The organism is Pantoea alfalfae (genome assembly GCF_019880205.1).
Classification (GTDB): Bacteria; Pseudomonadota; Gammaproteobacteria; order Enterobacterales; family Enterobacteriaceae; genus Pantoea; species Pantoea alfalfae.
Genome location: NZ_CP082292.1, coordinates 60,807 through 73,389 on the forward strand (window position 1 = coordinate 60,807; position 12,583 = coordinate 73,389).

General features: G+C 55.2%; 9 protein-coding genes. 1 reads left to right on the top strand and 8 read right to left on the bottom strand.

Translation table 11 applies throughout. The features are described from left to right. Positions 1-8 precede the first annotated feature (8 nt). From atpI to ravA, 8 genes are all read right to left on the bottom strand, one after another. Positions 9-389 (bottom strand): F0F1 ATP synthase subunit I, encoded by a 381-nt coding sequence (gene atpI / locus K6R05_RS00280; RefSeq protein WP_013359561.1) that lies wholly within the window; start codon positions 387-389, stop codon positions 9-11. 711 nt (positions 390-1,100) lie between these two features. Beyond that, positions 1,101-1,718, bottom strand: coding sequence for a 16S rRNA (guanine(527)-N(7))-methyltransferase RsmG (gene rsmG / locus K6R05_RS00285; RefSeq protein ID WP_222924812.1), 618 nt, complete (start codon positions 1,716-1,718; stop codon positions 1,101-1,103). 47 nt (positions 1,719-1,765) lie between these two features. Beyond that, complete coding sequence (gene mnmG, locus K6R05_RS00290; protein WP_161733306.1) at positions 1,766-3,655, bottom strand: tRNA uridine-5-carboxymethylaminomethyl(34) synthesis enzyme MnmG; 1,890 nt, start codon at positions 3,653-3,655, stop codon at positions 1,766-1,768. A 432-nt stretch (positions 3,656-4,087) separates the two neighbouring features. After that, the gene (gene mioC / locus K6R05_RS00295; RefSeq protein ID WP_161733308.1) at positions 4,088-4,528 is read right to left on the bottom strand and encodes an FMN-binding protein MioC; all 441 of its coding nucleotides are present in this window, start codon (positions 4,526-4,528) and stop codon (positions 4,088-4,090) included. Between the two features lie 155 nt (positions 4,529-4,683). Next, on the bottom strand, positions 4,684-5,145 hold the full coding sequence (asnC, locus tag K6R05_RS00300; protein ID WP_003849496.1) for a transcriptional regulator AsnC: 462 nt from the start codon (positions 5,143-5,145) through the stop codon (positions 4,684-4,686). 104 nt (positions 5,146-5,249) lie between these two features. Further along, positions 5,250-7,388 (bottom strand): 5-histidylcysteine sulfoxide synthase, encoded by a 2,139-nt coding sequence (gene ovoA / locus K6R05_RS00305; RefSeq protein WP_222924813.1) that lies wholly within the window; start codon positions 7,386-7,388, stop codon positions 5,250-5,252. Between the two features lie 71 nt (positions 7,389-7,459). Then, complete coding sequence (gene viaA / locus K6R05_RS00310) at positions 7,460-8,920, bottom strand: ATPase RavA stimulator ViaA (RefSeq protein ID WP_161733312.1); 1,461 nt, start codon at positions 8,918-8,920, stop codon at positions 7,460-7,462. Beyond that, positions 8,917-10,413: an ATPase RavA gene (ravA, locus tag K6R05_RS00315; RefSeq protein WP_161733314.1), complete on the bottom strand. Its 1,497-nt coding sequence runs from the start codon at positions 10,411-10,413 to the stop codon at positions 8,917-8,919. Before ravA ends, viaA begins: the two co-directional genes overlap by 4 nt. Positions 10,414-10,705: 292 nt before the next feature. On the opposite strand from ravA, the gene kup reads away from it, so the two are divergent. After that, positions 10,706-12,574, top strand: a complete 1,869-nt coding sequence (gene kup, locus K6R05_RS00320; RefSeq protein WP_013359553.1) for a low affinity potassium transporter Kup — start codon at positions 10,706-10,708, stop codon at positions 12,572-12,574. Positions 12,575-12,583: the final 9 nt, after the last annotated feature.

Here is a 12,583-nt window from a genome sequence, read left to right on the forward strand (position 1 = left end):
GATGCCTCTTACCCTTTGTTGTTAATTACCGCCGGTGCCAGCATTTGAACCACCAGCACCGATAACCAGGTTATTCCGACCGGCCAGAAGACCGCCCCGAACAGACCCAACGCCACAATGAGCAAAATGATGGTCGCAAACACTTTAGCAATTTCACCTAAAGCGAAGCTCCACGCGACTCGTCCCGAAGCGGGGGGTTGCCCCTGCAGGCGCCAGGCTAAAAACAAAAACAATACGTTTGGCAGCCAGGCTGCCGCTCCGCCAGCAAGAGCAGAGACACCCCAGGTGACATCTTTAACAGCAAAGAGTCCGCCGATGATGACTATCGTCACCAGCTGAATCATCAGCACCGTTCGGGCGAATTTTACACTGTAAAGAGACACTGACATGACGCTGATACTCTCCTGCCCCGTTAGGGGGATGTCGCGTGTCGTATAAGACTGCCTTTGCGCAGTTGAGTCAAGCAGCAAAAGCCGTGCAAATTATACGGGCCGCACCTGCGATTTCAATCGGTAAGTAGCGAAAAGGTGAACAATTATTTAAATTTCTTTCCGAAGGGCTATTTTTCCAAAGATTACCCTGCAGAGATTCACCCGAATCTGACTGAAAATTCACTCGCATCTTGCTTTTAAAGCGTGCTTTAGATCACATAATAAGCACTCACACGACATTGAGTTTTATCTGTGGCCTATTTAAGAACAATCTGCAAAACAAATTAAACCTTTAAAATCATAAAATTAAAATTACAAAAATGGGCAGGCAGGACTATTTTCACAGAAAACACGCTATTGACATCGAACTGTGCATGAGAATCGTGAAATTGATATTACGTACGCAAAGTTATTACCACGATATATTTTCCGGCGTGACTACTTTTATTCCACGACCCGCCTATACAAGTGATATTTCTGATAACCGAATGTGAATTAAACGTTAAATGTAACAGAGCTTTTCGGATAATTTCCGTCTCCGTTTTTAACCTTCGCTCAGCCTGGGCTTAATCAAAATCTTTTATTGATAACGCATCATCTGCACTTTTTTCATCTACACCCTGATTAAAACCCTGGCAGAGAAACGTTAAATCCCTGCAAACCAGAGGGCTACTGATGACGAATAATGACCAGATGACGGTCACCTTCCAGCTGAGGCACCTGCAGCTTTATCACTGCATCGGAGACATAGCCGGCCGGTAACTCAGCTATTTCATCGTCCGGGCGGACACCTTTGAGCGCATAAAAGCGCCCTTCCCCGCCAGGCAGATGGTGACACCAGTTCACCATGTCGGTCAGCGAGGCAAATGCACGGCTGACGACACCATCAAACGGCGGCTCAGCCGGAAACGCCTCAACCCGGCTCTGGACCGGAGCAATGTTAGTGAGCCCTAACTCATGCTGAACCTGACGCAGGAAACGTACCCGCTTGCCCAGGCTGTCGAGCAGCGTAAAGTGCGCGTCGGGCATCACGATAGCCAGCGGAATGCCAGGCAGTCCTGGCCCGGTTCCCACATCAATGAAACGCGAGCCTTTCAGATGCGGCGCCACCACGATGCTGTCGAGGATATGGCGAACCAGCATCTGCTGCGGATCGCGCACGGATGTCAGATTGTAGGCTTTGTTCCACTTATCCAGCAGGCCGACATAGGCAACCAGCTGCTGTTTTTGTTGATCGGAGAGGGAAATACCGGCTGCCTTTAGCAGCGACGTGAGTGAGTTAATCACAGCATAAGTCCATTCAGCGGGGGCAAGTCACCTCGCCCCATTTCAGATCAGGCGCTTTTACGCAGCAGACCCTGTTTTTTCAGATAGATAAGCAGAATTGAGATGGCCGCCGGGGTGATGCCGGAGATACGCGTCGCCTGACCAATCGAACTCGGTTTGTGATCGTTCAGCTTGGCGATCACCTCATTTGAGAGGCCGTTCACCTGGCGATAATCAAGCTCCACCGGTAACAGAGTGTTCTCGTTACGCAGCTGGCGATCGATCTCTTCCTGCTGACGCGCGATATAACCTTCATATTTAACCTGAATCTCAACCTGCTCAGCGGCCTGCTCATCAGCCAGTGCCGGACCAAAGGCATCCAGCGTCATCAGCTTCAGATAGGTCAGCTCAGGACGGCGCAGCAAATCTTCGCCGCTCGCTTCTTTCGTCAGCGGTGCGCTGAGTACCGTGTTCACTTCCGTCACATGCTCTGACTTCGGATGAACCCAGATATCGCGCAGGCGCTGACGCTCCTGTTCAATCGCTTCCAGCTTCTGATTGAAACGCGCCCAGCGCGCATCATCCACCAGACCCAGTTCACGACCGGTTTCGGTCAGACGCAGGTCGGCATTGTCTTCGCGCAGCATCAGGCGGTATTCAGCACGGGAGGTAAACATCCGGTACGGCTCTTTGGTACCGAGTGTGCAGAGATCATCCACCAGCACGCCCAGATAAGCCTGGTCACGACGCGGTGCCCAGCCCTCTTTATCGGCAGACTGACGGGCGGCGTTCAGCCCTGCCAGCATCCCCTGCGCAGCCGCTTCTTCGTAGCCGGTTGTGCCGTTGATCTGGCCGGCAAAGAACAGGCCGTGAATAAATTTGCTCTCCAGCGTCGGTTTGAGATCGCGTGGATCGAAGAAATCATACTCGATGGCATAGCCCGGACGCACGATCTTCGCATTCTCCATGCCCTGCATGGAACGGACGATCTGAATCTGTACGTCAAATGGCAGACTGGTCGAGATACCGTTCGGGTAGATCTCATTACTGGTCAGCCCTTCCGGCTCCAGGAAGATCTGATGCGAGTTACGATCGGCAAAGCGCATCACTTTGTCTTCGATCGACGGGCAGTAGCGTGGACCGATCCCCTCGATGATCCCGGCATACATCGGGCTGCGATCCAGGTTATTACGGATCACCTCATGGGTTTTCTCGTTGGTATGCGTGATCCAGCACGGTACCTGCTGCGGATGCTGGGACGCATTACCCATAAACGAGAAAACCGGCATCGGGTGATCACCGTGCTGCGGGCTAAGCACTGAAAAATCGATGGTGCGCGCATCGATACGCGGTGGCGTACCGGTCTTGAGGCGGTTTACCCGCAGCGGCAGCGCACGCAGTCGTTTTGCCAGCGGAATGGACGGGGGATCGCCAGCGCGACCGCCACTGTAATTATCCAGACCGATATGAATTTTGCCGTCAAGGAAAGTGCCGACGGTAAGCACGACGGTTTTCGCGCGGAACTTCAGTCCCATCTGGGTGACGGCACCCACCACACGATCGTTTTCCACGATAAGATCGTCGACCGCCTGCTGGAAGATCATCAGATTAGGCTGATTCTCCAGTGCCGTACGCACCGCCTGCCGATAAAGCACGCGATCTGCCTGAGCACGGGTGGCCCGTACTGCCGGACCTTTGCTGGCGTTTAGTATCCTGAACTGGATACCCGCCTGGTCAATCGCACTGGCCATCAGACCACCCAGGGCATCCACTTCCTTCACCAAATGTCCTTTGCCAATCCCACCAATCGCCGGGTTACAGGACATTTGTCCAAGCGTATCAATGTTATGGGTGAGTAACAGGGTTTGCTGACCCATTCGGGCTGCCGCCATTGCGGCTTCGGTGCCCGCATGACCACCACCAATTACGATGACGTCAAAAGGATCCTGATAAAACATGAAGTGGTACCTCAGTTGATGAACTTGCAGGATCGTCGTCCTGGGGCGTGGATTCTACTCAAATTCCGTCTGGGGTGAAAGTCGCGGGATCGTCCGGTTTTAAAAGAAAGGATCTTAGATCTGTATATGATCTTTCTGTTAGATCTCTTATTAGGATCCCGCCTGCCTGTGGATATGTGCCAGAAGCAGAACAGAAACAACAGGATGACGAGGATCACTAGCTGTGAGTGATCGGTGATCCTGATCCGTATAAGCTGGGATCAAAATGGCACGTTATCCACAGCTCAAAAATCGTTCTACGGTTATTCTTTGGATAACTACCGGTTATACGCAGTAAAAGAGGGTAGTTATCCACAAAATAAACGAGCGGAAAAGGATAAAATCAGCATCTTCCACTGGGGATCATCACTATTTCGCGATCCCCAGCCCCCTTCAGATCGCCTTTTTCCAGCTTTCCAGCCAGGCTTCCGCCGGATCTTCAGGGATCTCATGCTCCAGCACGTCAATCTCCAGACGATCGCCGATCTGCTGGGCTCCCAGAGCAATCAGCTGTGCTTCAATCTGGCGGATCGCACCACAAAAGAGATCATATTCATGATTGCCGAGGCCTATTGCCCCAAAACGAACCTGAGAGAGATCGGGCTGGCTGTCACGGATGGCTTCGAACAGCGGCAGCAGGTTATCGGGAATATCGCCTGCACCATGAGTTGAACAGACCACCAGCCAGATACCCTCATGTGGCACTTCATCCAGCTCCGGGCCATGCAGCATCTGCGTTGAGAAACCCGCTTCCTGTAATTTTTCTTCCAGATGTTCAGCCACATACTCTGCGCTACCCAGAGTACTGCCACTGATTAAGGTGATATCGGCCATCTTGCTCTCCCGGACATTAAGGCGAGCATTGTACGCTGTGATCAAGCGGTGATCCACCTGTGGACAACAGGGTTAATAGATTAAGAGAAGCGAACGCAGCCGTTGCCAGCCGCCACATTCGTCAGGGATAAGATTATGCACAAGGCGGAGAAGGATCAGGGCTTGATAGTGCGCATGATGGGGTTTTGCAACGAGATCAGCGTTTCCGTCGACTGAATTTCATCGATGGTCTGGATCTTGTTGATCAGCACCTGTTGCAGGGCATCAATGGATCGGCACATCACCTTAATAAAGATGCTGTAGTGGCCGGTGGTGTACCAGGCTTCAACCACTTCATCCAGCGCATCCAGTTTGCTCAGCGCAGCCGGATAGTCACGCGCGCTTTTAAGGATAATGCCGATAAAACAGCAGACATCAAACCCCAGCTGGCGCGGATCGATATCAACCCGGGTGCCCAGGATAATGCCCGCCTGCTTCATCTTCTCCACGCGGACATGAATGGTGCCGGGGCTGACGTTAAACTGTTTTGCCAGCTCGGCGTAAGCAGTGCGCGCATTGTCGAGCAGGGCATTCAGAATGCCGCGATCCAGGTTATCGAGCTGCAGATGTTCGGCCATGGCCATCCTCGTTATTGGTCTGCTTTAAGTAAACAAGGGTGAATGTGCAGCAAAATAACGGTTCAGGCAACTACCGGCAGCGACGGACGCCGCTGCCGGTTCACTTAGCGTTTACGCCAGACGGTAACCTGCGCCAGTGTGTGCTGGAACTTGCGGGCCGTTTCGCGGATCACAAAGGGTTTATCCTGTGGATCATCGACCAGCTCGAAGTCGGCTGCCAGCAGACGTTGCAGTGCCTGCAGCGTCGTCAGTGCCTCACCATTCTCACGCACGCCGCCCAGCCAGTTCTCCTTCGGCGTGAAATCTTCAAGCCAGGTATAAGGCGATGAGAGCAGTAGGATGCCGCCCTGACGCAGCATCGGCGTGACATCCCGCAGGAAGCGCGCGGGCTGACGCAGGCGATCAATCAGGTTGGAGGCGAGCACCAGATCGTATCGGCCAGGCTGTGGCTTCAGGTTACAGGCGTCGCCCTGAACAAACTGAATCCGCTGCGCCAGTTCGCTCTCCAGCGCGAAATCTTTCAGGCGAACCTGGCGATACTCCACCAGATCGCCTTCCTGTGGCAGGAGATAACGGAAGTCTTCGCCGCTGGCCAGCTGAAGCGCTACATCAATGAAGCGCGCCGAGTAGTCCATGCCGGTGACACGTTCAAAGTGGCGAGCCAGTTCAAAACTGGCGCGTCCGGTGGCACAGCCAATATCCAGTGCCTCGCCGCGTGCCGTGGTGTAGTTCAGCGCGAGGTTTACCAGGCTTTCGGCATAGTTATCCACGCCGAAATAGCGCGGGCCATACTGGAAGTCGAGGTATTGCGACACCATGGCGTCAGATTCATACGGGTTCAGCGCCATGGTTTCCTGATGGCTGGAAACCACGTAGCGGAAACCGGCATGCTGGAAGAAGTGGCGGCGGAACGCATAGCGTGCCGATTTCAGCGCTTCGTTGCCGGTCGATATCCAGCTACCGCCTTTGATCAGCGAATGTTTGCCATCAAAGGTCGGGGTAGAGAAATCATCGTAAAGCGGGTGGACTTTAAAACCTTCAAAGCCGTTGGTCGGCGTGGTCGTCCACTGCCAGACGTTACCGACGATATCGAAGAAGTCGCCCTGGGCGAAGAGATCGACCGGTGAAGAGGACGCCCAGTACGCCAGGTTAATGTTGCCCGGTGCCCGCTCCCAGTCCGGCTGATCGCCCGCAACCTGCTCGCGCAGCTGAGCCCACTCCGCTTCACACGGGAGCTGAACGCTCATGCCGGTCTGTTCCGCTTTCCAGCGGCAGAAGGCCGCCGCTTCAAGCTGATTGACCTCGGCAGGCCAGTCCCAGGGCATCGCCACTTCTTCACACATCAGACGCAGTTTAAGCTGATCGGGCATCGCTGGCGTGCCGACCCAGAAGGTGGGCATCTCCGCTTTGGCAAACTGACACCAGCCCCAGCCTTCATCATCCCACCAGCGGGCATCCTGATAACCGCCCGCCTCAACGAACGCCAGAAATTCTGCGTTGCTGACCAGCATTTTGCTCGCCTTGAACGGCTGCAGCGCGATCTGCTGACGGCCATATTCATTATCCCAGCCGTAGGTATCGTCGGTTTTACCCAGCGTGACGGTGCCGCCTGGCATCGGCAGCAGGGCATTGGCCGGAACAGCTTCGCGCTGGTGGCGCGCCATCGGACAGACCGGCCATGCGGCCTGCGGTCTGACCCATTCAACCGGTAACTGGCGGATGAGCACGCTGGACGTTTCCAGATGAATACGCTCATGCTCAATGCCCATCAGGATCACCCAGGCCGGACTCTCCCAGGTGATCGGCAGAGTCAGCGGCAGGGTCTGGATCAGATCGCTGACCAGCGCTTTAACGCGCCCGCGGTATTCGCGGACTTCTTCAATAGTGGGCCAGTCATAGTGGCTGTCGTTGAGATCGTCCCAGCTCATCTCATCCACACCAATCGCCATCATCGCTTCGATACGATCGTCCAGACGCGCGTCGATAAGGCGTCCGGCCATCAGCTTATTGATGTAGAAGGTAGCGGTGTGGCCAAAATAGAAGATTAAAGGATGGCGCAGCGGAATGGCTTTGGTAAACCAGGCCTGGGGATCGGCCAGACAGGTAAACAGACTTTCATACTGTTCCCAGGTCTGCTGAAAATAGGCCAGCAATTCGGCACGTTTTTGTTCAATGTTATGGCCGGAGAGCAGTAGCGTTCGCGTCGGCGCAGGCAGATCGCGATGAGGTTGAGCAAGCGTCACAGGGAGCTCCAGATTGCTGAGTAAGTGAAACGGTAATTCACTATAGCAAATGTGCATTTCTGCCCGATGACTTAACGCCGCCAGTGACGCAGCAGACGGCTTTTCATGCCGGTATCGAAACGCCAGATATGGTCGAAGATGCGCAGAATGCCTGGTTTCCCGTGGGCCGACATCGCCACGGCGTGAAAACGTTGCTGATTATTTCGCTGACGCGTTTTGATGGTCCCGATCACCTCTTCCGGCAGACGCTGGGCAATAAAATCGGAAACGATCACCGCATCGGCTTCCTCCCACAGTGCGCCTTCCATTCGGGTCACAACGGAAGAGAGGCAGGCGGCCAGATCGGTGCCGCCACGGAAACGCTGGCTCAGAAAGCGAATCGCCTGTTCCAGTCCGTCGTCACCGGTCAGCTCATAGCCAATCACCTCATGCGCAAACAGCATGATGTAGCAGCGACGGCGATCGGCCAGTGCAACTTTCAGCAGTGCCAGACAGAATGCTTTGGCGCAGCGCTCGTTGAAGCCCCCCATCGAACCGGAGGTATCGACGCAGACGATAAACGGCCCGCGCGGCTGCTCTTCATGCTGCTGGTGGCTGGCCGGACGCATAGTGACCTTTTCATGCCAGGCATCGCCCTGCAGCTTGTAGGTCAGCAGCCGTTTCTCTACCAGCCGCCGGTAAAACTCCAGCTCCAGTTCACTGATACTCAGCGCAGCTAACTCCGGTGGCAGCAGACGCAGCACGTCATCGCTCTGATGAATGCCGCTGACCTCCTCCGGCACGGAGGCAGGCTCCTGCACCAGATGATGAAAAGCTTCCATAGGGGCATCCTTTGACGGCACCGATTTTGCTTCGCGACTGCGACCCAGTTGCTGGGCCAGCTTCAGTAGCTCCGGTTGCTGCGCCAGAAAGTCGCCATATTGCAGCATCAGCTGATAGTCACCAGGCTGCAGTGACGCTTTGCTCATGTCCCACAGCCGGCCCGCGGCGGCTTCATCATCGTCACCGAGGATGGGTGCCAACTGACCGCTCAGCGCCATGCGCTGCTGCAGTTCCGCCAGCAGGCGTTCGCGCTGCTGCTCCAGCAAATCCTGATTCAGCGTCAGCGTCTGTAAGGTCAGGCTGAGCCGCCAGCGTTGTAGAAAAAGCTGGTGCTGCGCGCTGCTGAGATGGCTGGTATCGGTGTGCAGCAGCAGCCGGTTGGCTTCATCCAGAAAAGGGGAAGGCAGGCTTTCAAGCGCCTGAAGCGTGGCATTCAGCTGGTGGCTGAATTCACGATCGCTGAGAAGTTGCACCCGCTGGAACAGCTGAAACTCTTCGGCCAGCGTGGCCGGAACCGGTGTGGTTTTGAGCTCAGCGTTGATCTCCGCTCGCCAGCGTGGCACCTCGCGCAACAGCGCTTTTTTCAGCCCGGGAAACTTTTCAAAAAACAGCGCCAGCTGTGGAGACGCCAGCAGGGCAATAATCAGCTCTTCAATCAGTTCGGTTTCACCCACGGAGAGCAGTGTGCTGAGCGTCTCCAGTGGGATCATTTACGCGCCTGTTTCAGCTGTTCCGCCACATCCTGCAGGCTGATTTCAATGCGCGCCAGCCAGTCATCACTGATAAACAGGCAACGCTGGTGCTGGCTGAACAGATGACGCTGTGACCGCAGTTCACTCTCCAGTGCATCCAGCGCATCGGTGATCTCACCGGGCAACGGCTCGCTGTTGCTGACGCCAGGCAGGGTCAGACGCGACGATTGCAGGCTGACATCACGGATAGCCAGGCAGTGCTGCGCATCCACCTGTAAATCCAGGCTTTGCGCAAAGCCAATCCCATTAAGCTTGCCGCGAACCTCGCCGCCTTTCTGTAGCCACTGATTCAGGGCATCACGCGCAATCACCAGGTGGGTCACCTGCATGTCGTGCAGCATCAGCGGCTTTTGCAGCATCAGCGTCAGTTGCTCATCGGTAAAGCTTTCCGGCAGATCGTAATGGGGTTTGCGGCTGAACATGCCGCTGTGTTTTTCCAGGGTGATCGCCTGCGCGATGCTCTGCTGTTGCTGCAGAGCCAGGCGACGCGCTTTGATCTGCTGCAGCTTCAGCAGCATCGGCTGCTGCTGCCAGGCATGCTGCGTCATCAGCTGATCGATTTCTCGCTCCAGCAGCTGCATGGACGCGACGTCGTGCCAGAGGCAATCTTTCAGCAGGATCAGATCTATCGGGGCAATGGTATTGCGACCGCTGTAGAAAGCGCTGGCCTGCAGCAGATGAATGGCTTTTTTCCAGCGACGATCGGAAATATAAGGTGCGGCAGGCTGGCTCTCCAGTTGCTGACGCAGCTGATAAATCAGCTCAAAGACGGCATCGGGCAGGCTGACCTGGCTGATGCCGAGCTGCCACTGCGCATACTCTTCATCACTGATGCGCAGGGATTCCGCGACGGGATTGGTATGTTCATCCTGCTGGTGGGTCAGCATGCTGCGAAAATTCTGCTTCTCATGCACGTTATCCAGCCACAGGCGGATCAGCATTCGATCATAAAGCGCTTCAAGGCCGCTATCCGCTTCCGGCAGTTCGTTGGAAGCGGTAACCAGCAGCCGCATCGGGATGGTCTCTTCGCTGTCACCATTGCGGAAACGGCGTTCATTGATAGCGGTCAGCAGGGTATTCAGAATCGCCGGACCGGCTTTCCAGATCTCATCCAGAAAAACAATCTCGGCGTCGGGCAGATACCCTTTAGTGAGGCGCTGGTAGCGTCCTTCATCTTTCAGTGCCTGAATGGAGAGCGGGCCAAACACCTCTTCCGGCGTGGAGAAACGGGTCATCAGATATTCAAAGGCGCGGGCGTGCTGAAAGGCATATTTAAGGCGGCGGGCAATCAGGCTCTTGGCGATGCCCGGCGGTCCCAGCAGGAACACGCTTTCACCGCTCAGCGCCGCCAGCAGGCAAAGGCGAATGGCATGGTGCCGTTCATATAATCCTTTTTCTAACGTATTGCTAAGGCGAGAAATTCTTTCTGCCAAAAGATGGGGTTGAGCCATAATCACATCAATGTCCTTACGATCGTCGGGCCGCCGCGCTTAAGCAAGCGCCTTACTCTATAGATCATCATGCGTGAAAGCGTTGATAGCTGTCAGCTTTTTTGTTTCAGAAGGTTTGCCTGTTTTAAAAGTGGTGCTGGATGACAATTTATCGTCTTGAAATGACCCCGTTACCCTGACCGCGAGGCGAAGCGGGTATAGGAATTTTCGTTAAACCGTGCATACTGTGCGCTTTTTGATGGCCTGAGCGAGGGGTTTTTGCACCTCTTAGACTCCAACAAAAGATAACTCTATGAGCTCGGATAATAAGCAGTCACTTCGCGGATTAACGCTGGCCGCTATTGGTGTTGTTTACGGGGATATCGGCACCAGTCCGCTGTATACCTTGCGTGAATGTCTCTCCGGACAGTTTGGTTTCGGCGTTGAGCGGGAAGCGGTATTTGGCTTTCTGTCGCTGATTTTCTGGCTGCTGGTGCTGGTGGTCTCACTGAAGTACATCAGTTATGTGATGCGCGCCGACAACGCCGGGGAAGGCGGAATACTGACCCTGATGTCGCTGGCTGGCCGCCATACCGGTGCACGCGCCACGGCGGTGCTGGTGATCATGGGCCTGATTGGCGGCAGCTTCTTCTATGGAGAGGTGGTGATCACGCCAGCCATTTCGGTGATGTCCGCCATTGAGGGCCTTGAGATTGCTGCGCCGTCGCTGGATCCCTTTATTGTGCCGATGTCGATTGCCGTACTGACGCTGCTGTTTGCCATTCAGAAGCATGGCACCGGTATGGTGGGTAAACTCTTCGCGCCGGTAATGCTGGTCTGGTTTCTGGTGCTGGCGATCCTGGGGGTTATGGGCATCATGCGAAACCCGGACGTGCTGCATGCGCTGAATCCTGCCTATGCGGTTGAATTCTTCCTGCACTATAAGTCTGTTTCGTTCTTCGCCCTCGGTGCAGTCGTGCTGGCGATTACCGGGGTTGAGGCGCTCTATGCCGATATGGGTCACTTTGGTAAAGTGCCGATTCGACTGGCCTGGTTCTCAGTGGTGCTGCCGTCGCTGGTGCTGAACTACTTTGGCCAGGGCGCGCTGTTACTCAGCGATCCTAAAGCAATTAAAAACCCCTTCTTCCTGCTGGCCCCGGACTGGGCGCTGATCCCGATGCTGATTCTGGCAACGCTGGCCACAGTTATCGCTTCACAGGCGGTCATCTCTGGCGTCTTCTCGCTGACGCGTCAGGCGGTGCGACTGGGCTATCTGCCGGGGATGCGTATCATCCACACTTCTGAGCGCGAATCGGGCCAGATCTATATTCCGGTGATCAACTGGGTGCTCTATTTCGCCGTGCTGATTGTGATTATCAGCTTTGAGCATTCAAGCAATCTGGCTGCGGCTTACGGTATTGCGGTGACCGGCACTATGGTGCTGACGGCGATGCTCTCCTGCACCGTGGCGGTTAAAAACTGGCACTGGAATAAGCTGGCGGTCGCCGTCATCCTGGTGCTGATGCTTTGCATTGACGTGCCGTTGTTTACCGCCAATTTGGTGAAAATTTTCTCTGGTGGCTGGCTGCCGCTCTGTCTCGGCCTGGTGATGTTTATCATTATGACGACGTGGAAAAGCGAACGTTTCCGTCTGCTGCGCCGCATGCACGAACATGGTAACTCCCTGGAGGCAATGATCGCGTCGCTGGAGAAATCGCCGCCGGTTCGCGTACCGGGCACAGCGGTCTATATGTCGCGTGCCCTGAATGTGATTCCGTTTGCCATGCTGCACAACCTTAAGCATAACAAAGTGTTGCATGAGCGGGTCGTGCTGTTGACGTTGCGCACTGAAGATGCGCCTTACGTGCACAACGTGCGTCGTGTCACTATTGAGCAGCTGTCGCCGACCTTCTGGCGGGTGGTGGCAAGCTACGGCTGGCGTGAAACGCCAAACGTTGAGGAGATCTTCCATCGTTGCGGGCTGGAAGGACTCAACTGTCGCATGATGGAGACCTCGTTCTTTATGTCGCATGAGTCGCTGATCATCGGCAAGCGGCCGTGGTATCTGCGCCTGCGCGGCAAACTCTTCCTGGCGCTGCAGCGCAATGCGCTCCGTGCGCCAGACCAGTTTGAGATCCCGCCAAACCGGGTTATTGAGTTGGGCACTCAGGTCGAGATTTGATCGGCAGCG